Raw genomic sequence first — 24,449 nt, 5'->3', positions numbered from 1 at the left:
AATAATTGGTCTTACACTGTGTTCTTAGTTTTGTTTGAGGATAAAAACCTTACCAATACAGTTTTCATGAGTTTGTTTAAAGGTAAGGAGTAACAAAATGGACAGCAAAAAGATGATCTCTAAAGACCCAAGACTTCATGCATTCAGAGATGATCTAGCAGATCAACGTCTTGAAACAGAAATTACAGCTCAGCGCTTTGTTCAAGGTGAAAAAAGACGTGTTAATACAGCGGTCGCTGAACTTTTTAAAGAAAATAGTAAAAAAAGTGAAAGACAAACAGAATGCTTATTGGGAGAAGAACTTCTCATTTTTGAACAAGGGGAAACATTGTCGTGGGGACAATCACTCAAAGATGGTTATGTCGGTTATATTGATACAAAAGTTCTTTGTACATCAACCATAAAACAAACCCATGTTGTTTCAGTACCACGCACATTTAAATATTTACACGCTGACTTACGTGGACCAATAGTATCCCCATTATCTATGGGAAGCAAAGTCAGTGTTGTTGATGAAATTGAAGTCCGTGACACAATGTATTCTATTCTTGAAAATAGAACAGCAATCATTACGAGCCATCTCAGCCCCATTGGACGCGTATATGAAGATTATGTCACAGTTGCAGAAACCTTTATCCGTACACCTTATCTTTGGGGTGGTGTCAGCGGTTTTGGAATTGATTGTTCGGGACTCATTCAGCTCTCTATGATGATGACTGATCAAATAGTTTTACGTGACACCGATATGCAGCAAAAAACTATAGGCAGTCCTCTTACAGATACTGATAAACTTCAACGAGGTGATTTAATTTTTTGGAAAGATCATGTTGCTATTATGGTCGATCACGCAAATATTATTCACGCAAATGGTTTTTCTATGGACGTTATGATTGAGCCATTGGAAAAAACAATTACGCGTATCGCTAAAAAAAATCAATATCCCATCGCAAAACGCCGTCCAATTCAAGAAACTTAATACATGCCTCCTATAAAAAGTTAATTGAATGTTTTTATTATACAATAGATTGATTTATAAGGATAACTATCCATCATTCGCTCTGCATCAAGCATTCTAAATATCGTAAAATTCTCTTATTTCAAATCTGTTTTTATGTTGAATCAATCAAAATCGCTTGCTTGTTCATCACAAGCGAAATTGATGTATAAGTAAAAATGATTACGAAAAGAAAAAATATCCCTTCTGAATGCTCTCAAATGCCAAGAGCTATCATAACTAACATTGGAACCAGCTTACTCCTTCATAAGCGTAAAGATAGTGGCGCTCAATAGATTTTATCTTATAAGGCTTTACCATTATACCATTCACGAGTGCCAGCACGAAATGGGCTTTGGAATATTGCGAGATGTCTCTTTTAAACAACCCCGTAAATATGCAACACAATGGCGTTCTATATTACGTAAGGGATATGCCCCTCTTAATCAAAAGCAACATTTTTTGAAATTTTTCCTATTATCGATATCTTATGAAATAAATACTCCTAATATCTCTCGATGCATCCAAGACAATCTCTCAATAATAATCGCGAAAAGTATAAATCCATTATCTACCACCATTTTTATGCTTATGAAGCGCGCAAAGGCATCATTATACACTTTTTGCCAATTCTCAATGTTGCGATAACCCTTGGCTATTGAAGAGTGTTCTTTCAGCACGTATTTTATTTATTTCTGTCTTAAATAATTTTATCCATATGACCCGCCCCACTTGGAACGTGCAAAAGAATGATTTTGATTAATTTAACATAAAACAGATTTGAAATGAAAAAATTTTTTATGACCCTGGACTTCCCCATTCAACATAAAAAAAAATTATAAATTATTATTATAACTCAATATATTGATTTATATTTAAACAATATTTCCTTCTTATGACACATTAAAGAAGGTGATTTTTCAATACCTGAACCAATGGTTTATCAGCATCAGGCATAGGGTATTTATCAAGATCATTAATAAAAACCCATTCTAAATTTTGCCCTTCTCGTCCTTGCGCAACGCCCTCATAATGGTCACAAAGATACAATGGCATTAAGAGATGAAATGTTTTATAGCTATGACTTGCAAATGTTAAAGGGTGTAAATTATTTGGTTGAACATAAATACCAAGCTCTTCCTCTAGTTCACGAATCAATGATGCTTCCAGAGTTTCACCTTGCTCAACCTTGCCACCAGGAAACTCCCATAAACCAGCCAGCGATTTTCCTTCAGGACGCTGTGTAAGCAAAACACGATTATTCTGATCTAACAGTGCGCATGCAACAACAAGAAGAATGGAACTTTTCATACACATATCACTCCCCAATAGGGAACATAAAGATAACTGACTTTTCTATCATATCCCCTCTGCTCCTAAAAGAGCTCACATACCCCATTTGCTCTGAAAAATAATAAACTGTTAAATATAAAGTGCATCCATTAACTTCTGTAATCGCTATTGATCATAACGTACTCTTTTGTTAAATCGCAAGACCAAACCGTCGCCGTGCTCTTACCCAAACCGATATCAACACGAATCGTGATGTGCTTACCTTGCATATAAGTACCTATTGTTTCTTCACAATACTCAGGATCTCGTACGCCATTCACGGCCACACGATGCTCACCAAACCAAATCGTCAATAGATCACGATCGACTTCAACACCGGCCTTCCCAACTGCCATAACGACCCGCCCCCAATTCGCATCTTCACCGGCAATAGCCGTTTTTACGAGCGGTGAATTTGCAATTGATAAAGCAATAGTTTTAGCTGCATTATTTGTTGTAGCACCCACCACATTAACCTCAATTAAATGACGAGCACCTTCACCATCACAAACAACTTGTAGTGCAAGTTCATGCAGAAGTGCACTCAATTGTTTCACAAAAACCCCATAGCGCGGATCAGATTTACTTGTAAGACATGGAAAATGTTCTTTCCCTGTCGCAAACAACATAAGCGTATCTGAAGTTGAGGTATCGCTATCAACAGTAATTGAATTGAAAGAACCCTCAACTGCCTCTGATAACATGGATTGGAGTACATCCGAAGAAATGGTAGCATCACTAACCACAAATGACAGCATTGTCGCCATATCGGGTGCAATCATACCAGCACCTTTTGCAATTCCATTAATGGTAACACGCTCTCCCCCACAGTCAAAAGTGCGCGTCGCAAGTTTTGGAAATGTGTCCGTTGTCATTATGGCTTTTGCAGCTTCCAACCAATTTCCCTCTTCTGCTGTCTCTGTCATACTTGGTAAAAGATTGACAATACCCGATGCATCCATTGGCTCACCAATAACACCCGTAGAAGCTATAAAAATTTCATCTTCTCTAACCTTTAAAGCGTTCGCTGCTGCACAAATAATTGCATCGGTTGTGTGCTTTCCTTTGCTTCCTGTAAAAGCATTTGCATTTCCAGAATTCACAACAACACCCCTCGCAACCCCATGAGGAAGCGATGCACGACAATGCTCTACAGGGGCAGATGGACATTTTGAACGAGTAAAAACACCGGCCACACTCACTGGCTTATCAAATATGATGAAAAGAAGATCTGTACGATCTTTATATTTAATCCCAGCTTCAGCTGTTGCTATCCGTACACCAGATAATGGAGAAAGCTCCTGGATCTTTTGAGGCGACAAAGGAGAAATTTTCAAAACCACAATATGCTTTCTATAAAAACAAATGAAACGATTGCAGATCAATAACCTCTCATAGAAAACTGCTAGGCTTTTTGAACAAAACTAACCTAGCAAATTATCTATTAAAGAGGCTATCCACCTATTTTTCCTAGCTATTCCGTATCTTCTTCATCAGATGTTTCATCGGGAAGTAGCGTCCCATTTTGATGAAGCGATTCCATGATTTTTGTAACATTAGGATCAGGGTATTTCACATCTATCTTGCTACGTAAATCAACAATTAGTTCTTGATAGCGCTTTTTTATCAGCTGTGTCCGCAACATCTCTTTAACATCATCAAATGCAGGCGGTTGTTTTACACGACGATCTTCTAATTTAATAATATGCCAACCAAAAGGACTTTCAACGGGTTGTTTAGTGTATTCGCCAACTTTCAAACCAAATGCAGCATCTTCAAAAGGCTTGACCATTTGACCATGGCTAAAATAACCAAGATCACCCCCAACGGCAGCAGAACCATCTGTTGAACTTTTCTTTGCAATCTCTTCAAAATTTTCGCCTTTATTTAAATGCTTAATGATAGCTTCTGCTTCTTTTCTCGTTTTGACCAAAATATGACGCGCTTTAACCTCATCCTCTTTAGGTAAAGCAGCAACTTCTTGCTTATAAAGAGCTTCCAAATCAGTATCCGATATTTTGTCAACAATCGCCTGTTTAAAATAAAGCTGTTGAAGAACATTGTCACGCATGACTGCCATACGTTTATCGTAAGCTTCTGTCTTATCAAGACCTTTGCTTCTTGCTGCTTTTGCAAGTGCCTGCATATCTAAATAAGCTTTTAGAACCATCATACGACGTTGTTCATCAGGAAAACGTGCTAAATTAGGATTTATTTCAAGTGCTAAATCATCCAATTGGCCTGCTGTAATATTTTTCCCATCAATAACCGCCATAACATGAGAAGGAGAAACGGCTTTTTCAGAAGCTTTCTCCAAAGTCTTTAAATCATTCGACGATGAATTCAAACCTTCTTGGGCTCTCACCCCTAAACTTGTACTTGCCAATAAAGTTGATGCTAAAAAAAGCGCGATAAAGTTAAATTTCATAAATATACTCCTTAAAAATGAAGGCAGGTTCAAGATTCCAATTTTCTTTAACATAACACTTTAATCTTTAAACATAGAGAAATAAATTAGTAATTTATTTTAAAAAAGTATAAAATTATCCTTTTATCTCAGTTTCTCCAATCCTATCTAATGCAGATGAAAAGCATGATAATAGAGAAAAATGACATATTGTATCTTAAATTACTTTGTATTGTATCAGTTAAATAGCATACTTAAAGTTGACATAAAGCGCTTAGCCTCTTATCTCTACTTTACAATTAGAGTGAAAAATTGCACACCAGCAAGTATAATGGTACCATCTGCATTTCATGATGTCTCCAATGATATCAGACAACCTGAAGGAAATGTAGAGTATGGGGAGAGCATATGAATTACCCAACAAGAGTGACAACAATTAAAAGAAAGGGCCAGAGATGGTCAGTTTAGGTGTTTTTGCCCGTAAGTTTTTTGGTTCAGCTCATGAGCGACATCTCAAAGCACTCCGCCAAAAAGTTGCACAAATTAATGCTTTGGAAGAACAATTCGTAAAATTAAGTGATGAGCAGCTTTGCCAAAAAACAGATGCCTTTCGTAAACGTCTTAGTGAAGGTGAAAGTGTTAATTTGCTCTTACCAGAAGCTTTCGCGACTGTTCGTGAAGCCGCAAAACGTGTTTATGACATGCGTCCTTTTGACGTGCAACTTATTGGTGGAATGGTCCTTCACGACTGTGGCATAGCTGAAATGCGTACTGGTGAAGGTAAAACATTAATGGCAACTCTACCAATTTATCTCAATGCATTGGAAGGTAAAGGCGTTCATGTTGTGACAGTAAACGATTATCTCGCCAGTCGTGATGCTGAAACAATGGGGAAAATTTTTAGTTTTCTAGGGCTTACAACAGGCGTGATTCTTCATGATCTTGATAGTGATGCCCGCCGAGAGGCCTATGCATGCGACATTACCTATGCCACAAATAATGAACTAGGTTTTGATTATTTGCGTGATAATATGGCCTTCGATCATAGTCAAATGGTCCAACGTGGACATCATTACGCAATTGTTGATGAAGTTGATTCGATTCTTATTGATGAAGCCCGTACCCCCCTTATTATTTCTGGTCCTCTAGAAGATCGTACTGACTTCTATAACCTTATTGATACATTTATTCCTGCCTTAACTCCAGAAGACTATGAAATAGACGAAAAACAAAAAACAACGACCTTTACCGAAGTTGGTACTGAAAAAATTGAAAAAATGCTCGAACAAGCTGGGCATCTTAAAGGTGAGAGTCTTTATGACATAGAAAATGTCGCTATCGTTCATCATGTCAATAATGCTCTAAAAGCTCATAAACTGTTTGCTCGTGATAAAGATTACATTGTTCGCAATGATGAAATCGTTATTATTGACGAATTTACAGGGCGAATGATGCCTGGGCGGCGTTATTCTGAAGGACTTCATCAAGCGTTAGAAGCTAAAGAGCATGTTGCTATTCAACCAGAAAACCAGACACTTGCTTCCATCACTTTCCAAAATTACTTCCGTATGTATAGAAAATTATCTGGCATGACTGGAACTGCAACAACAGAAGCCGAAGAATTCAGAAATATTTATGGTCTTGACGTTGTCGAAGTCCCTACCAATTTGCCAATACAACGTATTGATGAAGATGATGAGATTTATCGAACAGCAGAAGAGAAATATCGGGCAATTGTGCGTGATATCCGTCAAGCACACGAAAAAGAACAGCCTATTCTTGTTGGAACAACCTCTATTGAAAAATCAGAACAATTGGCAGAGCGTTTGCGAAAAGAAGGCATTACCGATTTTAGAGTCTTAAATGCTCGCTATCACGAACAAGAAGCATATATCATTGCGCAAGCAGGAGTTCCTAGAGCTCTCACCATTGCAACCAACATGGCAGGACGCGGTACGGATATACAGCTTGGTGGTAATGTTGAAATGCGCATCCGACAAGAGTTACAGGATATCCCCGAAGGTCCAGAGCGGACAGCTAAAATTGAAGAAATAAAAAAAGATGTTCAGAAGCTTAAAGAAAAAGCTTTAGCGGCTGGAGGGCTTTACGTTATCGCTACTGAACGTCATGAAAGCCGTCGTATTGATAACCAGCTTCGTGGACGTTCTGGTCGCCAAGGCGATCCTGGTCGCTCAAAATTCTTTCTCTCTCTTCAAGATGATCTTATGCGTATCTTTGGCTCTAACCGTATGGATAGTATGCTGCAAAAACTTGGATTGAAAGAAAATGAAGCTATTATCCATCCATGGATTAATAAAGCCCTTGAAAAAGCGCAAAAAAAGGTCGAAGCACGAAACTTTGAAATTCGTAAAAATCTGCTAAAATATGATGATGTAATGAATGATCAACGCAAGGTTATTTTTGAACAGCGTATGGAGGTTATGAACGCAGATGATTTATCAGAAATGATCCTTGAAATGCGCAATGAAGTCGTAGAGGATCTCGTAGAAGCTTATATTCCATCAGGGACATATTCTGAAAAATGGGATGCAAAAACTCTCGAAGAAGAGCTTCAACAACTCTTTAATCTTGAGCTTCCAGTGGAAGAATGGGCAAAAGAAGATGGAATTGCCGAGGAGCAAATTCTAGAGCGTGTATCAGATGCTGTTACAAAACTTGAAAATGAGCGTACTGAACGATATTCTCCAGAAGTTATGGCTTATTTTCACAAAGCAGTATTGCTCGAAACTATTGACACGTTATGGCGTGAACATCTGATGAGTTTAGACCATTTGCGTTCTGTTGTTGGGTTTCGTGGTTATGCGCAGCGGGATCCGCTCAATGAATATAAGACAGAATCATTTGAACTCTTTCAAAGTATGTTGAAAAATTTGCGCCGAATTGTCACTTCTAAGCTTATGCGCTTTGAAATCATTCAACACCCCACAGAACCGACCATGCCTGAGCAAACTGATGCTGCTTCTTCTGTCTTTAATGATCAAAGTCAAGAAAATGCTCCCACCTTATGGGCACGATCACAAGAAAATAGATTTGTTAATCCACAAGATCGTGACCCTAACGATATAACCACATGGGGAAAAGTTGGACGTAATGAGCGTTGTCCTTGCGGTTCAGAAAAAAAATACAAACACTGTCATGGAGCCTTTGTTTGAAAAGCAAATTATGCAAATGAATAAAAAGCGAAATTATGAGCAAGAATTGCGCACAGCTGGTTTAAGAGTAACACGTCAACGACGAGTTATTCTTGATATTTTGACTGATACAAATGATCATCCTAATGCATTTGAAATTTTTCAGCGTGCAAACAAAATAGATTCGAATATTTCACTCTCAACTGTTTATCGAACCATGAAAATATTAGAAGGAAATGGAACAATTCATCGCCATAGCTTTAGTGGTGGTCCATCTCGTTTTGAGCAAGCAGATGGGCAACATCATGATCATCTCATTGATATAGAAACAGGACAAGTTATCGAGTTTCATTCTGATGTTATTGAAAAGCTGCAAGAGGAAATTGCAAAATCCCTTGGCTATGATATTATTCATCACCGCCTTGAACTTTACGGAAAAAAAAACTCTTAAAAAAGTAATCATATATCATTAGATAAAATACCTCAGGCAAATCAAATTTTATAAAAATTTACCTTTAAAATATAATAGTTTTCATTGGCAAAAAAAAAGAATTGCTTTATTACCCCTCTTTGTATGATGCTATACGGTAATTCATTGCCAATATTATAACAAAAAATCATTGCAACAAAATATTATAAAAATTGTATTATGAAAAATTAGGCCAATATTATCATGGTTTCTTTGCCACAAGATCGTATGAGACAGCTTGAAAAACGCTTTGAAATAATTGAAAGCCAAATGACGACGAATCCAAATGCTGAAACATATGTCAAATTAGCTTCTGAATATGCAGAACTACAACCCGTTATTACCTCTATACGCGCATTAAATGCTCTTTATGAAGAGATTACAGAATTAGAAACGATTATCAACGATAAACAAACAGATATAGAGATGCGTAATCTTGCTCAAGAAGAGCTACCATCGTTATATAAAAAAGTGGAGCAATTTGAAAAAGAACTCCAAATTCTGTTATTGCCTAAAGATGTTGCTGATGAAAAAAACGCTATTGTTGAAATTCGAGCAGGAACGGGTGGCTCAGAAGCAGCACTTTTTTCCGGTGATCTTTTCCGCATGTATGAACGTTATGCCCATGCTCACAATTGGAAAGTAGAAGTTATTTCACTTAGTGAGGGGGAAGTTGGCGGATATAAAGAGATTATTGCTACCATTTCAGGAAAAGGTGTCTTTTCTAAATTGAAATATGAATCAGGGGTTCATCGTGTGCAACGCATCCCTGAAACAGAGACAGGTGGGCGTATCCATACATCTGCTGCTACCGTTGCTGTGCTTCCAGAAGCTGAAGATATTGATATTGATATTCGTCCTGAAGATATTCGTATCGACACAATGCGTGCATCCGGAGCAGGAGGACAGCATGTTAATACAACGGATTCAGCTGTTCGTATCACGCATATTCCAACAGGAATTATGGTCGTACAAGCAGAAAAATCACAACATCAGAACCGAGCACGAGCCCTTCAAATTTTACGGGCACGCTTATTCGATATCGAACGACAAAAAGCGGAAAGTGAACGTTCAGCTTCTCGTAAAAACCAAGTTGGTTCTGGTGATCGCTCAGAACGTATTCGTACCTATAATTTTCCACAAGGACGTGTCACGGATCACCGTATTAATCTAACCTTGTATAAGCTTGATCGCATTCTAGAGGGAGATCTTGATGAACTTCTTCATGCACTCATCTCAGATCATCAAACAACACTGCTGATGGAAATGGATAATAATTGAGCAAATATTCTTTCAAGAATGTTATCCAACAAATGCAAGAAAAATTGCGCACGAAAGGGATTGCTGAAGCCGATCTCGATGCGAAAATACTCGTTGAATGGATAACAGGAATAAATGCTGCTGAAAGAATTTCTAAACCAGATATGCATCTATCTTCTGAGCATATTATACAAATAGAACAGGCTTTACAACGGCGTATTGCAGGCGAACCCGTTTACCGTATTATAGGAGCACGAGAATTTTATGGTATATCTTTTACATTGTCTCAAGAGACGTTAGAACCTCGTCCTGATACAGAAACGCTGATAGATCTTGTTCTCCCTTTTCTCCAAAAACAGGTCGAAAATTCGAGAAGAACAACATTCCTTGATATGGGAACAGGAAGTGGCGCCATTGCTATTGCACTCCTTAAACAAATTCCCCAATCCTATGCGGTGGCAGTCGATATTTCTGAAGATGCCCTTAAAACAGCGAAAAAAAATGCAAAAAATGCTGAAGTAGCACACCGCTTCACACCTCTTCTTAGCGACTGGTTTGATTCTGTCACAGATCGCTTTGATTTTATTGTTTCCAATCCACCTTATATTCCCGCAAAAGATATCAAAAAACTTGCAAAAGAAGTGCGCTTACATGACCCATTGCGCGCTCTGATAGGAGGGGAAGATGGACTTGATTTTTATCGAAAACTCGCCCATGAAGCAGCCAATTACTTAAAAGAAAACGGCTATGTCGCTGTTGAAATTGGTTTCTCTCAAGAAAATGAAGCCTGCAATTTGTTTGAAAAAAATGGTTTTCAATGTTTAGAAGTGCGCAAAGATCTAAGTGGGATACCCCGCGCACTTCTATTTGCATGCAAACATTAAAATTCCCAATCATCATCCGTAGTAGCAACCGCCTTGCCAATGACATAAGAAGAACCTGCCCCTGAAAAAAAGTCATGATTTTCGTCAGAGTTTGGTGATAAAGCTGCCAAAATAGCGGGATTAACACGACAAACCTCAGGGGGGAAAAGAGCTTCAAAACCTAAATTCATTAAAGCCTTGTTAGCATTATAATGAAGAAAAATTTTAACATCTTCTGTCAATCCAAGTGCATCATAAAGATCTTCAGTATATTTGCACTCGATATTATAAAGGTCAAAGAGCAGGTTAAAAGCAAAATCTTTAATTTCTTGTCTTTTGGCTTCATCAAGCTTTGCAAAGCCCAATTGGAATTTATAACCTATATAATAACCATGGACTGCTTCATCACGAATGATTAATCGAATGAGATCTGCTGTATTGGTCAACTTAGCGCGACTGGCCCAATACATGGGCAAATAAAAACCAGAATAAAATAAAAAGCTTTCCAGCAAAGTCGAAGCAATTTTTTTCTTAAGTGGATCATTTGCTTCATAACGCTCAAGTACTAATCTAGCCTTTTTCTGCAAATGAATATTTTCTTCTGACCATCTAAACGCATCATCAACTTCTACCGTCGAACAAAGGGTTGAAAAAATAGAGGAATAAGAACGTGCATGAACAGCTTCCATAAAGGCAATATTCGTCAAAACTGCCTCCTCATGCTCTGTTATCGCATCAGCCAAAAGCGAAATGGCTCCTACAGTGTTTTGAATTGTATCGAGAAGCGTTAGTCCTGTAAAAACACGAATCGTTAGCTTGCGTTCTTCATCCGTTAAGCTTGACCATGAGGGAATGTCATTGGAAAGTGGAACCTTCTCAGGTAACCAAAAATTCCCAGTTAAGCGGTTCCATACTTCAAGATCTTTCTCATCATGTAATCTATTCCAATTAACAGCGCACACAACAGGATTTTTGGTTGTAATCTTTGTCATATGATGATCTCCTATAAACTGCACGAAACACAGCCATCAACTTCTGTTCCACTTAATGCTACTTGCCGTAATCGTACATAGTAAATACTCTTGATTCCCTTTTTCCAAGCATAAATTTGTGCGCGGTTAATATCACGTGTGGTCGCTGTATCAGGAAAAAATAATGTTAATGAAAGACCTTGATCAACATGCTGTGTTGCAGCAGCATAGGTATCTATAATTTTTTCAGGACCAATCTCATAAGCATCTTGGTAAAAATTCAAATTCGTATTATCCATATAAGGAGCGGGATAATAAACGCGCCCAATTTTTCCCTCTTTGCGAATTTCAATTTTTGAAGCAATTGGATGAATGGAAGAAGTGGCATGATTAATATAGGAAATAGATCCCGTAGGTGGAACTGCCTGCAAATTGCGGTTATAAAGCCCATACTCAATAACTAATTTTTTGAGTTCCTGCCAATCCTTTTGATCTGGAATAACAATATTATTCCGTGCAAAAAGCTCTTGCACAAGCGGAAATTGCGGTTTCCATTCTTTTTCAATATATTTTTCGAAAAAACGTCCATCTGCATAAGCTGATTTTTCAAACCCTGCAAACATTTCTTGACGTTCGTGCGCAATTAAATTGGAAGCCCGTATGGCGTGATATGTCACAATATAAAAATAGATATTGGTAAAATCAATCGCTTCTGGAGACCCATAATAGATCTGCTCACGCGCTAGAAACCCATGCAAATTCATTTGTCCCAAACCAATCGCATGACTTTCAGCATTGCCTTTCGCAATGGAAGGCACACAAGCAATATTGCTCATATCCGAAACAGCAGTAAGAGCACGAACAGCAGATTCCACGGTCTGTCCAAAATCAGGACTTTCCATTGCTTTGGCAATATTCATGGATCCAAGATTACAGGATATATCACTTCCAATCGTGCGATAAGTTAAATCTGTCTCCAGTTCACTCGCCTCACTCACCTGCAAAATTTCTGAACATAAATTGCTCATACTTATGCGCCCAGCTATCGGATTCGATCGATTAGCAGTATCCTCAAATAAAATATAGGGATAACCCGACTCGAATTGAATTTCCGCTAATGTCTGGAAAAAAACGCGTGCACTTATTTTCTTTTTACGAATCTTTGCATTATCAACAAAAGAACGATAATGCTCCGTTAAAGAAATATCGCTAAAGGGCTTACCTGTCACACGCTCGATGTCATACGATGAGAAGAGATACATATCCTCATTATTCCGTGCAAGCTCAAAAGTAATATCAGGAATAACGACACCAAGCGAAAGCGTTTTGATTCTAACTTTTTCATCAGCATTTTCACGCTTTGTATCCAAAAACTTCATAATATCTAAATGATGAGCATGCAAATAAACAGCTCCAGCCCCCTGTCGTGCCCCAAGCTGATTGGCGTAAGAAAAAGAATCTTCCAAGAGTTTCATCACCGGTAAAACACCTGAGGACTGATTTTCTATTTGCTTAATTGGCGCCCCAGCTTCCCGCAAATTCGTTAAACAAAGCGCTACACCTCCACCACGTTTTGAAAGCTGCAAAGCCGAATTAACCGAACGACCTATCGATTCCATATTATCTTCAACACGTAGCAAAAAACACGAAACCAATTCACCTCGTTGTTTTTTCCCAGCATTTAAAAATGTCGGTGTTGCCGGTTGAAAACGTCCTGTAATAATTTCATCCACAAAACTTTCAGCAAGAGCTTTATTCCCTTGTGCCAAATATAAAGCTACAAGACAGACACGATCTTCATAACGTTCAAGATAACGTTTCCCATCAAAAGTCTTCAGTGTATAGCTGGTATAATACTTAAATGCGCCTAAAAAGGTAGGAAAACGAAACTTAAATGCATAAGCACGTTTAAAAAGCTTTTTAATAAAAGAAAAATCATAAAGCTCAAATAAAGCTTTTTCATAATAACCTTCTTCTATTAAGTAATCTATTTTTTCCTTCAGGTTATGAAAAAAAACTGTATTTTGATTAACATGCTGAAGAAAATATTGCCGCGCAGCAAGCCGATCCATATCAAATTGAATATGACCATTTTCATCATAAAGATTAAGCATTGCATTCAACGCATGATAATCAGTAATCTGATCCGATTTCTGCGATTGTCCTATGCTAATTTTTTCCAAAATCTTTCCAATCCCTTTTTTACATAAATAACGTCTTCATCAGTTCCACGCAGCTCAAAACGATAAAGGCAAGGTACACAACATTTTTCAGCAATAATTTTACTTGCTAAATTATAATAGCGACCAAAATTACGATTCCCACCGCCAATAACACCACAAATTAATTTTCGGTTCTCAGCTTCATTAAGAAACTGGACAACGGCTTTCGGCACGGCCCCTCTTCCTTCACCATCTGCATATGTAGGAACAACCAATACATAAGGTTCACCAACCAATGCAGAAGGCTTTCTTTTATCAATTTTGAAGAGTCGTTGACCAAGCTGCGAGACAAAATGTTCTGTATTACCCGTTGCACTCGAATAATAAACAATAAGCCCCATTAAGCACAAAGACCACTAATCATATCTGGTCTAAAACCAGACCAATGATTTTCACCACAAACAACGACAGGAACCTGACGATACCCCAGAGATTGAACAAAACTGTATGCTTGTTCATCACAGGAAATATCAACAACACGATAATGAATGCCTTTTGCATCAAAAGCGCGGCGTGTAGCATCACATTGGACACAAGATGGTTTGCTATAAATAGTGATCGACATTTTCTTCAACTTTCACAATTCCAAACAATCAACCCTGAAAGGTCAATCTAATAATTTTATAGGTACTCAAGAATAACAAAAAACAGAAATTGTACGCAAAACATGTGATTATTTTCAAATAATACACAGCTTCCTGAACATAACAGAATTCCTCATCAAATAACTTCAAAAACTATGATGAGAATAAGCGATTATTCTACAACTTAAATGGCAAAGCCCCCTAGTTATAAAACAATCTTTTGCTTGCATTACAATTCCCTCCTGCTGTCTAAAAAACTAATGTTCTAAACTACCGTTTTTCAAGAGCTCTGTTTGCTCTTTTACGGCAAAAATCAATTACAAAAACGAAAGGAAATCCCTCCAAAAGAGACCCTTCAGTAAAAATACTGCTATACCTTTGGCCAATAAACTCTTTACAATAATGGAAATAACTTAGATACCAAACGAAACACACTAACACCCTCTCTTGTGCTTATTTAGAATCACCAATCATTTTGATACTATATATAGTATATACTCTCTCTCTTTCGTCAAGGTGAATTCAATTATTATTTTTAATTTTCCACGATCTTCCCACTAAAATTTTCAGTACTCAAAACTATGTAATAATATAACATTTTGTTGACAAACGTTATATTATTACATAGTTTCCAAAATAATAAGCAACGATGGTAAAAAATATGGATCTGCACTTCAATAAGACAACATTAGGCTATAGGAATAGAATAGCAATAAAGAACTTTTCAGCAAAATTAAAAGCTGGTTCATTGGTTGCAATAACAGGTGATAATGGCGCTGGAAAATCGACACTGCTAAAAGCTATCGCCGGATTGATTAAACCTCTTAAAGGAAAAATTACAAAACCAAAAAAAAGCTGCATTGCTTATCTTGCTCAGCAATGTAATATAGATCAAACATTTCCAATTGATGTGAAAACGCTTGTAAAAACAGGACTGTGGTCTTTTTGTGGATTATGGAAGAATCAGCGCCCTTATGATTCTAAGATTCAAAATGCTCTTAAAATGGTTGGGCTTACAGAACTCGCACCCCGTTCGCTTGAAACATTATCAGGCGGGCAATTGCAACGCGCTCTTTTTGCACGTATCATTATACAAGATGCCAATATTATTTTACTTGATGAACCTTTCAATGGTGTAGATCATAATACCCAAAAAGACCTTCTTGCACTGATCACATACTGGCAACAGCAAGGACGCACAATTCTCACAGCACTCCATAATCCTCTCATCGTGCAAGAATTTTTCCCCCAAATGATTCAAATTGATCAACAAAACGCCTTTTATGGAGAAACAACACAGTTTTTAAACAACACCATTCATCACGTTATGCCACCTCTCACATCCAATTCTTTCCCTATTAGCGCACAAAAACAAAATCTTCCCATCAATGATCCTCTCTTTCTTACTTAGGTATAAGACGTGTATGCATTTTTTCTTGCCCCCTTTGTTGATTTCCAATTTATGCAAAACGCCCTTATCGGTTCTATTTTTCTGTCTATTAGCGCTTGTCCTGTTGGTGTGTTTTTGATGCTCCGTGGAATGAGCTTGACAGGAGATGCTATTTCTCATGCCATTCTTCCTGGTGTTGCAACTGCTTTTCTGATTTGTGGTTTTTCCCTCATATCTATGACACTTGGTGGCATCTTCGCTGGTCTTATTGTTGCTTTAGCAACCATTTTGATTTCACGAAACAGCTTTCAGAAAGAAGATGCATCCATGACCGTCTTTTATCTTATTGCACTCGCGGCAGGTGTTATTATTATCTCACTGAAAGACTCAACAATTGAGCTGCTTCATCTCTTATTCGGATCGGTTCTTGCACTTGATGCACAAGCCCTTTGGTTAATCGCTACTATAATGCTGATTACACTATGCAGCCTTTGTATTTTTTGGCGTGCACTCGTTTTAGAAAGCTTTGACCCCCTCTTTTTTAAATCACTCTCTCCATTGAGTAAATATATTCATATTTCATTGCTTGGACTTGTGGTGTTGAATCTGGTTGGAGGCTTTCAATCACTAGGAACATTACTTTCCGTTGGTATTATGATGATTCCAGCCATTACAGCCCGTTTTTGGTTTTCACGGCTAGTCCCTATTTGCGCGCTTTCCACTCTTTTTGGAATCATTTCTAGCGTATGTGGTCTCCTGCTTTCTTTTCATCTTTCACTTCCCTCCGGCCCTGCTATCATCATTGCCGCAGGATTTATTTATCTCGTTTCCTGTTTGATAAGTCCACGTGGCTTTATTGTAACATGGTTTCCCCACCTCTTTTATACCTCCTCACTTTAAGGAAAAAAATGTGCCTAAGTTTGCTCAAAAATTTGTTATTCTTGGAGCCTTATTGCTTGCCCTTTCTCCATTTTCTGCTTCTGCACACAATAAAATCAAAGTTGTTGCGAGCTTTTCTATTCTCGCAGATCTCGTAAAAAATGTAGGAGACCACCATATCTCTATGACTACTTTTGTAGGTCCAAATGCGAATACCCACACTTATGAACCTACCCCCCATGATGCTCAAGCGCTTAGAAATGCTCAAATTATTTTCATCAACGGGCTTCATTTAGAAGGATTCATTGATCGCCTCATTACAGCAAGCGGTACAAAAGCACTTCTTGTCGAAGTTAGCGCTAACATTCCCTCTCTCAAAATGAAAAATCAAGAACATAATGCCCATCACCACCATAGCGTTATTGATCCACACGCTTGGCAAACAATTCCCAATGTCAAAATCTATGTGAAAAATATCGCTGCTGCTTTTTGTAAAATCGATCCACAATCCTGCACCAGCTACAAAAAAAATGCCGAAACCTACATCCAAAAACTTAAAATAGCACAAGATACCCTGAAAACAAAAATTGCTACCATTCCTAAAGATAAACGTATCATTATCACATCTCATGATGCCTTTGGCTATTTTGCCAAGGAATATGGTTTTACTATCCTTGCCCCTCAAAGTGCTTCAACAGAAACTGAAGCAACCGCAGCCGATGTTGCTAAACTTATAAAACAAATTAAAGCGAATAAAGCAACTGCCCTATTCGTTGAAAATATCTCTAATCCCCGTCTCATAAAACAGATTGCAAAAGAAACAGGTTTAACAATTGGTGGAACACTTTATTCTGATGCATTGTCAAACAAAAATGGCCCTGCAGCAACTTATCTCGATATGATGGAACACAATGTGAATACCATCATTGATGCTATCACAAAACATTAAGATCTTCTATAAAAGAGATAAAAAAGAGTTCATAAAATCGTAGGTCTATGATTATGTTACTAATGATGCTCCAACAGCTATAATTGATAACATTGATATGAAATAAAGTTACTTTTACAGAGAAATTTATACTCTATAGATTCTAAGATAGATAAAGTAAGTGGATTTATTGCCTCATGGTGCCCAAACTGTCAGCAGTAGAGTAGCATTCTATTTTTCAATGCTTCTTTACAATAACTCTCGACACTTGAAACGATTCATAAGAAGAATTTGGTGTCTTTTTCTTAAAGTATTTTTATCTATCCAACTTCATTTATAACATGCAAGTAGAATTAGTGTATGAATAAAAACCACTTGAAGAAAAAATGCCTCTTATGAAGAGTCTCAACACAATAATTGTTGCAATGTTGGAGACTGAAAGAGAGTATGATGATGGCCCCAGCTTGCATTTTTATAAGCATAAAGATGGCGATACACAATGGATTTTATGTTATACTACTTATAAACGACTGCGTGAATAAATAGTTGGAACAACCTTGCAAGATATTTTTTAAAAAAAGTGCGTAAATTGGCAACCCAATAGCCTTCTGTTTAGGTATTCTGTTTTGTATGAGAGATGCAATTCTATTCAAAGAACGTAAAAAAATGTGTTCGGCAATGCTTAATCGCCATTATGTAAGAGACACTGGCTCAGATGTTTTTGAAAATTGCAATACTAAATTAAAAGATGATGCTAAAGACAGAATCTATTTTTTATCTTGATGCTTTCATATTCCCCCCCTAAATTAAGCTGTCTCCTCATTTTAAAAATTACACAAGCAGATAAGCTTATTCTACTCTGGCATACAAAACTGAATACAGCACTGAACCGTCTTCATATTTGTCTCAAACATACTGCTGTATAAAGTTTAGGTTGATTTATAAGCAACAAAAAGCACGCGCTTTATAAGAAAGTAATATCATAAAACCATTAATAGACTGGTAATATATTGAAAAAATATACCAGCTTTTATAAAATGCTTTGTAAAACAATAATATAACTGTCTTTGTCTCTGCTGATTCTTATAGGTGTTCGCATCGATCCCTTATGCTATATTCATAAAGATCTGTTTGAGGATGATCTATAGGCAATTTTTAACTCAAGAATATAGAAAAGATCGATGAGATGTTACAGATGTGTTTCATCTGCTTTTATCGTTAAAAGTAATGAAAATTCTAAAACAAGCACGCCTTCTATCTCTCAGTGATTTTTTTGCAACTTATCAGATACCCTCGCTGAGAATTGCATAGTGATTTACATGAGAAAAAAATAAACTTGCAGCATGCGCGCATAGGTTTCTCTCTAATTTATGTGATTGGTAGAAAAAACAAATGCTTCTTATAGGAGCTCTGAAACCATTTTAGATCATATGGCCAGCGGTAAAATAGAATGCGCCTATTTTCGTACAGACTATTTAAAACAGCGTCGTATTTTGTGGATCAAGTAGACTTCTTATGTTAGGGGTCAAAGCCAAGATATGGGGCGCATCCTCCCTTATCTGTGACTCATTTTTTCTCTCTATTTCTCTCATTTACTTTTATAATACACATAAATTATTACATCAAGAAACATATTATAATATGTTTTTTTTTATAACAAAATTATAAATGAGTAAAAATATGGTTAATAAAGATTTATTCTATATTGATATTTTTTTATAATGAAAATGATGTTTGAAAATTATATTCTTCTTACAGACCGTGAAAATGCAAAATTTCTTCATATAAATGTTTTGACATTCTCAGCGCCATGGGACAATGGATCATTACTAAAACTGTTAAAATTTTGTTTTTAATCCCATCGGTTACAACCTGAGTTTGTAAATGTAATCGAGAAAGTCAAAACACAACATTATCATGACGCAGCATAAAAGAGAGTCGTGTCACATCAAGTAATGCTTACTTATTATTTGTGCGCTTTCCTGTGTTTTTATTAAAAGTATGAAAATTCTGATGAGCAACTGTGAAACTTAGTTTTTGACCATAGTCTTGTGTCAAGCGTTCTTTTATTTCAATCGTAAAGATGATACCATTCCAACGCGTTAAAACATGGCAACCTGTTCCAATAAGCTTGATAAGCTCAATTTTTGTGTGAAAGACAGGCCCTTTATCTGGATGTTGTCCCAATAAGATTATTTCAGGTCTGAATGCCAAAAGATCAGTTTCTTCGCCATAAGAAAATGAATGCCCTAAATGTTGTTCTAAGACATGGCGATCAAGAAAATTCATAGGAGGAGAACCAATAAAATCAGCAACAAATGTTGTTGCTGGAGTATCGTAAATTTCCATTGGTGTTCCAATTTGCTCGATAGCTCCTTTATTCAAAACGACTATTCTATCAGCTAATGTCATAGCTTCTAGTTGATCATGGGTAACATAGAGGCTCGTTGTTCCTAATGAACGCTGTAGTGTTTTTATTTCAATACACATTTGCGCCCGTAATTTTGCATCAAGATTTGAAAGAGGTTCATCAAAGAGAAAAACACGGGGTTGACGTACAATCACACGCCCCATTGCAACACGCTGACGTTGTCCTCCTGATAATTGTCGTGGTTTACGATCAAGAAATGGTTCTATCTCCAAAAGCTTTGCAGCATGTGCGATACGTTTTTTAATTTCTTCTTTAGGAGTTTTACGATTTTTAAGACCATATTCTAAGTTTCCACGAACTGTCATATGAGGATAAAGGGCATAATTTTGAAAAACCATAGCGATATCACGATCAGCTGGTTCACGATCATTGATACATTCGTTATCAATGCATAATTCACCTGAAGTAACTTGTTCAAGTCCTGCTATAATACGTAATAAGGTCGATTTTCCGCACCCTGAAGGACCGACAAGAACAAGAAGTTCTTTATCGGCAACAGTTAAATTTAAATCATCAATGACCAGAATGCCGTTGTCATACTGTTTTTTTATATTTGATAACTGGATTATGGCCACAATTACTTCTCCGTTTCAATAAGGCCTTTGATAAAAAGCCGCTGCATGAAGATAACAACAAGAACAGGGGGAACCATGGCAACAACCGATACTGCCATGAGTATATTCCATTGAGGATCATGTTGAAGTGATTCGACAATAAGCTGTTTTAAAATAATAAGGATCGTTTGATGATTTTGATCCGTTGTGATGATAAGAGGCCAGAGATATTGTATCCATCCATAAATGAACATAATGATAAATAAAGCAGCGATATTGCTTTTACTAAGAGGAAGAAGAATATCCTTAAAAAATTTAACTGGACCTGCACCATCAACACGTGCCGCCTCTAAGAGTTCATCTGGAACAGTCAAAAAAAACTGGCGAAATAAAAATGTAGCGGTTGCAGATGCAATAAGTGGAATAATCATTCCACTATAGGTGTTAACCATCCCCAATTTCGCAACAATCTCATAGGTTGGAAGAATACGAACTTCGACAGGGAGCATCAATGTAACAAAAATAAGAACAAAAGCAGTTTTTCGGAAGGGAAAGCGCATGTAAATAATTGCATAAGCAGACAAAAGTGAAATAATAATTTTTCCAACGCTAATCCCAAGAGCCATAATGAATGAATTCATTAAGAGTGGCCAGAGGTTGGGCAAACCCAGCTGTGCAAGGCCATCACCAAAGATTGTTTTATAATTTTCCAGAGCATATTTCCCAGGCAAAAGAGGAAGTGTTCCTGAGTTAAATGCTGCTGAACTATGAGTTGATGCAATGATAGCAACATAAACTGGAAAGCAAATAATGATAATACCAACAATAAGAGTAATATGGGTTAGAAATTTCAAAACAGGGCGATTTTCAACCATAATTTGTTTCCTAATATTGTACACGGCGCTCAATCCAGCGAAACTGGATAAACGTTAAGACAATAACCATCAACATCAATATTGTTGATTGTGCTGCTGATGCACCGATTATTTGATTTCTAAAGCCATCGTCATATACTTTATAGACGAGGATGCTCGTTGCACGCGCAGGACCTCCAGAAGTTGTATTATCAATAATACCAAAAGTATCAAACATAACATAATTGACATTGACAATAAGAAGGAAAAACGTCGTTGGTGAAATTTGCGGGAAAACCACTGTCCAAAATCGTTTAAAGGGACCAGCACCATCAATGGCGGCTGCTTCTATTTGAGAACGCGGAACAGACTGAAGACCTGTAAGAAAAAAGAGAAAATTGTAAGAAATTTGTTTCCAACTAGCCGCAATGACAATAAGAATCATTGCTTGAGTGCCATTAATACGATAATTCCATAGCACCCCTATTTTCTCGAGAAAAAAAGGGATAATTCCGATGGTGGGATGAAAGATAAACAGCCACAATATACCTGCCAATACTGGAGCAACAGCATAGGGCCAGAGCAAAAGCATTGTATAAGCCTTTTTTGCACGGATGACACGATCAACACAGACAGCTAAGAGAAGTGATATTGTCATTGAAGCGACAGTAACTGAGATGGAAAATACTGCGGTTGTAAGAAGCGATTGCCGATATGTAGGATCAGAAAGAACGGTTAGATAATTCTCAAAACCAATAAAGGTTGTTGTAAAGCCAAAAGGGTCTTCACGCTCAAAAGATGATTTTATTGCTTGAGCAGCAGGCCAAAAGAAAAACAAAAAAGTCACAAGAAGCTGAGGAAAAAGCAGTCCGTAAGAAAGTAGACTATTTTTAAAATATGCATGTTTTTCTTGCATTCGTAGGGCTCTTTAAATGTAGAGACTTTAAAAAAGTAAACAAAAAGGACTCAACCGTTTTTGTTGAGTCTTTAATGTTTAACAATAAAACGAAATTAATGATTAGATCTTTCAAATTCACGCAAGAGTTTATTTCCACGTTCAACGGTCTCATCTAAACCATCTTTCGGCGTTTTTGAACCACTAAGAACAGCTTCCAACTCTTGATCAAGAATGGCACGAATTTGTGGTAAATTACCAAATCTTATCCCTTTTGAGTTAACTGTTGGTGGATTAAGATTAATCTGTTTGATAGCTATATCCGCACCTGGCGTTTTTTCATAGAAATGTTGTTTTTTGCTCAATTCATAAGTCGCTTTTGTGGTTGGGAGATAACCTGTTTCCTGATGCCACTTTGCTTGATTTTCTGTTTTTGAAAGAAATTTAAGAAAAGCAGCTGCCCCTGCATATTCCTTTGGAGTATGGCCCTTAAACGCCCAAATAGAAGCTCCCCCAATAACTGAATTTTGTGGTGCTCCTTCTGTATCCTTATAGTACGGTAGCATACCAACCCCCACATTAAACTGAGCTTCAGAAACAATCCCAGCATGTGATCCTGAAGATTGCATAAAAATTGCACAATTTTGTGCCATAAACATTGGTGTTGAATCTAATGCACCTGCTGGACCACCATAACGGAAAATACCTTGATCAGACCACTTTTTCAGGTCAGCCCACATACGCACTTGTAAAGGTCCATTAAATGTAAGTTCTGAATCAAGTCCTTTAAAGCCATTTTCCTTCGTTCCAAAAGGAACATTATGCAACGCTGAAAAATTTTCTATACCAATCCATTGAGCGGCATAAGCCATTGTAAAACCACAATTTGCTGCTTTAGTCTCAAGAATTTTCTTGGAAAAGTTTTCTATATCTTGCCACGTTCTAGGAGGCTGTTCTGGATCAAGCCCTGCTTTTTTAAAGATATCTTTGTTATAATAAAGGATGGGTGTTGAAATATTAAATGGCATAGAGACGATACGTCCCTGTTCATCGGAGTAATAACCACTAATAACAGGGAAATAATCTGTAGGATCAAATTCTTGTTTTGTATCAGCCATAAGTTGATAAAATGGGTAGATTGCGCCTTTTGCAGCCATCATAGTTCCAGTACCAACGTCATAAATTTGAGCAAGTACTGGCTGTTTCTTTCCACGAAATGCTGCAATGAGTGAAATCAATCCCTCTTCATATTCACCGCGAAATGAAGAAACAACTTTATACTCAGATTGACTTGCATTAAAATCGTTAATGAGACTTTCAGTTTGCTTTCCTAATTCACCACTCATAGAATGCCAAAAGCTGATTTTTGTCTGTGCAAAACTTTCTGTCATCCCCGCTGTGGACATTATGATAGCAACCGTGGCCGCTATGGAAAGATAAAAACGACTCATGCTTCACCCTTTCTGAAGTGATGGAATACAAACTACCCCCTAAATTTATAGTATTACACATGAACATGCTATGACAGTTTTATTTCAGAAACATATTCTCTCATTTAAACAGGAACCACCTAAAGGTCAAATGAATTTATTTAAATTTATTTATTTTCTTTTATAAGCTTTCTTATATATTCACGAAATACGCGTTTGTAACTATCTGAAAAAAGTGAGATGGCTTAAATAAGCAAAGCCACTTGGTAAAAAGATATGGATCGTAAATATCATTCAATGACTATTTTAATATCTGGATTTACTTTTTTAAAAAGAATTGTTTATTCTTTTATTATTTGTCTTATAACTTTCGGCTTATAACTTTAACACGATGTTGCTACTGAATTTAAAGAAGAGACAAATAGAATTTTTTTAAAATTAAGAAAATCATTTTGAAGCGCTTAATAGTCTCTTTCCCTGTAACAAGATCACACCCCTCATGCAAAACAAAATGACACTGTATGACCAATTTCCATGCTGTTAAAAAATCTTTCAATACATCTACATTTCATGATAGAACCTGTAAAATAAGACATAAAGCCTCTCCATTAAAGTATATAAGACTTTTTGTATGCCATCATTTTTACACTTCATAAAAGTGCAAAACGACATCATCATATGAGACCCTAATGCTTAATAAGCCTTGCATTTGAAATACGTTAAATGAATATTTTTATTCTTTTCTCAATTATTTTTTATCCACACACCAACCCTACTTGTAATGTTCAAACAAATGATTTTGATTGATTCATTGTAAAAATATTTGAAATAAGA

Annotated in this window: 19 protein-coding genes; 8 read left to right on the top strand and 11 right to left on the bottom strand. The window is 36.9% G+C overall.

The window, feature by feature from the left end:
• Positions 1-112: 112 nt before the first annotated feature.
• Positions 113-976 (top strand): NlpC/P60 family protein, encoded by an 864-nt coding sequence (locus ACFINZ_RS04255; protein ID WP_375634025.1) that lies wholly within the window; start codon positions 113-115, stop codon positions 974-976.
• Between the two features lie 921 nt (positions 977-1,897).
• Here the strand turns inward: ACFINZ_RS04255 and mutT are convergent.
• The 3 genes from mutT to ACFINZ_RS04240 all read right to left on the bottom strand — a co-directional run bounded on the left by mutT (position 1,898) and on the right by ACFINZ_RS04240 (position 4,754).
• Positions 1,898-2,311 carry an 8-oxo-dGTP diphosphatase MutT gene (gene mutT / locus ACFINZ_RS04250; RefSeq protein ID WP_375633956.1) on the bottom strand — a complete coding sequence of 138 codons (414 nt, stop codon included), beginning with the start codon at positions 2,309-2,311 and terminating at the stop codon, positions 1,898-1,900.
• 125 nt (positions 2,312-2,436) lie between these two features.
• A complete protein-coding gene (argJ, locus tag ACFINZ_RS04245; protein WP_375633954.1) occupies positions 2,437-3,669 on the bottom strand; it encodes a bifunctional glutamate N-acetyltransferase/amino-acid acetyltransferase ArgJ in 1,233 nt (410 codons plus the stop codon).
• 131 nt (positions 3,670-3,800) lie between these two features.
• Positions 3,801-4,754 (bottom strand): peptidylprolyl isomerase, encoded by a 954-nt coding sequence (locus ACFINZ_RS04240; protein ID WP_375633953.1) that lies wholly within the window; start codon positions 4,752-4,754, stop codon positions 3,801-3,803.
• 434 nt (positions 4,755-5,188) lie between these two features.
• Here ACFINZ_RS04240 and secA point away from each other — a divergent pair, with 434 nt between their 5' ends.
• The 4 genes from secA (at position 5,189) to prmC (ending at position 10,498) form a co-directional block, all read left to right on the top strand.
• On the top strand, positions 5,189-7,906 hold the full coding sequence (secA, locus tag ACFINZ_RS04235; protein ID WP_375633952.1) for a preprotein translocase subunit SecA: 2,718 nt from the start codon (positions 5,189-5,191) through the stop codon (positions 7,904-7,906).
• Positions 7,845-8,336 (top strand): Fur family transcriptional regulator, encoded by a 492-nt coding sequence (locus ACFINZ_RS04230; RefSeq protein ID WP_375618055.1) that lies wholly within the window; start codon positions 7,845-7,847, stop codon positions 8,334-8,336. The genes secA and ACFINZ_RS04230 overlap by 62 nt, the downstream gene beginning before the upstream one ends.
• 222 nt (positions 8,337-8,558) lie before the next feature.
• Positions 8,559-9,635, top strand: coding sequence for a peptide chain release factor 1 (gene prfA / locus ACFINZ_RS04225; protein WP_375684039.1), 1,077 nt, complete (start codon positions 8,559-8,561; stop codon positions 9,633-9,635).
• Positions 9,632-10,498 carry a peptide chain release factor N(5)-glutamine methyltransferase gene (gene prmC, locus ACFINZ_RS04220; RefSeq protein WP_375618057.1) on the top strand — a complete coding sequence of 289 codons (867 nt, stop codon included), beginning with the start codon at positions 9,632-9,634 and terminating at the stop codon, positions 10,496-10,498. Before prfA ends, prmC begins: the two co-directional genes overlap by 4 nt.
• Here prmC and nrdF read toward each other — a convergent pair.
• Genes nrdF through nrdH form a run of 4 tightly spaced genes read right to left on the bottom strand, consistent with a single transcriptional unit; the run spans position 10,495 to position 14,235 of the window.
• Entirely contained in the window at positions 10,495-11,469 is a 975-nt protein-coding gene (gene nrdF, locus ACFINZ_RS04215; RefSeq protein ID WP_273722534.1) for a class 1b ribonucleoside-diphosphate reductase subunit beta, read from the bottom strand. The genes prmC and nrdF overlap by 4 nt on opposite strands.
• 11 nt (positions 11,470-11,480) lie before the next feature.
• Entirely contained in the window at positions 11,481-13,631 is a 2,151-nt protein-coding gene (gene nrdE, locus ACFINZ_RS04210; protein ID WP_375701181.1) for a class 1b ribonucleoside-diphosphate reductase subunit alpha, read from the bottom strand.
• Complete coding sequence (gene nrdI, locus ACFINZ_RS04205; RefSeq protein WP_375701180.1) at positions 13,613-14,011, bottom strand: class Ib ribonucleoside-diphosphate reductase assembly flavoprotein NrdI; 399 nt, start codon at positions 14,009-14,011, stop codon at positions 13,613-13,615. The genes nrdE and nrdI overlap by 19 nt, the downstream gene beginning before the upstream one ends.
• Positions 14,011-14,235 (bottom strand): glutaredoxin-like protein NrdH, encoded by a 225-nt coding sequence (nrdH, locus tag ACFINZ_RS04200; RefSeq protein WP_005774163.1) that lies wholly within the window; start codon positions 14,233-14,235, stop codon positions 14,011-14,013. Before nrdH ends, nrdI begins: the two co-directional genes overlap by 1 nt.
• A 680-nt stretch (positions 14,236-14,915) precedes the next feature.
• On the opposite strand from nrdH, the gene ACFINZ_RS04195 reads away from it, so the two are divergent.
• From ACFINZ_RS04195 to ACFINZ_RS04185, 3 genes are read left to right on the top strand one after another with little or no spacing between them, the layout of a single operon-like run.
• Complete coding sequence (locus ACFINZ_RS04195; protein ID WP_375633943.1) at positions 14,916-15,665, top strand: ABC transporter ATP-binding protein; 750 nt, start codon at positions 14,916-14,918, stop codon at positions 15,663-15,665.
• A 9-nt stretch (positions 15,666-15,674) separates the two neighbouring features.
• Complete coding sequence (locus ACFINZ_RS04190; protein WP_375618061.1) at positions 15,675-16,544, top strand: metal ABC transporter permease; 870 nt, start codon at positions 15,675-15,677, stop codon at positions 16,542-16,544.
• A 10-nt stretch (positions 16,545-16,554) separates the two neighbouring features.
• Positions 16,555-17,472, top strand: a complete 918-nt coding sequence (locus ACFINZ_RS04185) for a metal ABC transporter solute-binding protein, Zn/Mn family (RefSeq protein WP_375633941.1) — start codon at positions 16,555-16,557, stop codon at positions 17,470-17,472.
• A gap of 1,938 nt (positions 17,473-19,410) precedes the next feature.
• On the opposite strand, the gene ACFINZ_RS04180 is transcribed toward ACFINZ_RS04185, so the two are convergent.
• The 4 genes from ACFINZ_RS04180 to ugpB form a co-directional block, all read right to left on the bottom strand.
• Positions 19,411-20,457: a sn-glycerol-3-phosphate import ATP-binding protein UgpC gene (locus tag ACFINZ_RS04180; protein ID WP_375634596.1), complete on the bottom strand. Its 1,047-nt coding sequence runs from the start codon at positions 20,455-20,457 to the stop codon at positions 19,411-19,413.
• Between the two features lie 2 nt (positions 20,458-20,459).
• Positions 20,460-21,311 carry a sn-glycerol-3-phosphate ABC transporter permease UgpE gene (ugpE, locus tag ACFINZ_RS04175; RefSeq protein WP_375633937.1) on the bottom strand — a complete coding sequence of 284 codons (852 nt, stop codon included), beginning with the start codon at positions 21,309-21,311 and terminating at the stop codon, positions 20,460-20,462.
• A 10-nt stretch (positions 21,312-21,321) separates the two neighbouring features.
• Complete coding sequence (ugpA, locus tag ACFINZ_RS04170) at positions 21,322-22,206, bottom strand: sn-glycerol-3-phosphate ABC transporter permease UgpA (protein ID WP_375621175.1); 885 nt, start codon at positions 22,204-22,206, stop codon at positions 21,322-21,324.
• Positions 22,207-22,301: 95 nt separating this feature from the next.
• Complete coding sequence (gene ugpB / locus ACFINZ_RS04165; RefSeq protein ID WP_375633933.1) at positions 22,302-23,636, bottom strand: sn-glycerol-3-phosphate ABC transporter substrate-binding protein UgpB; 1,335 nt, start codon at positions 23,634-23,636, stop codon at positions 22,302-22,304.
• Between the last annotated feature and the right edge of the window lie 813 nt (positions 23,637-24,449).

This window comes from Bartonella sp. AA81SXKL (assembly GCF_042196945.1).
Classification (GTDB): domain Bacteria; phylum Pseudomonadota; class Alphaproteobacteria; order Rhizobiales; family Rhizobiaceae; genus Bartonella.
The sequence above is the reverse complement of the archived record's forward strand: the minus strand, read 5'-3'. Positions and strand labels throughout refer to the sequence as shown.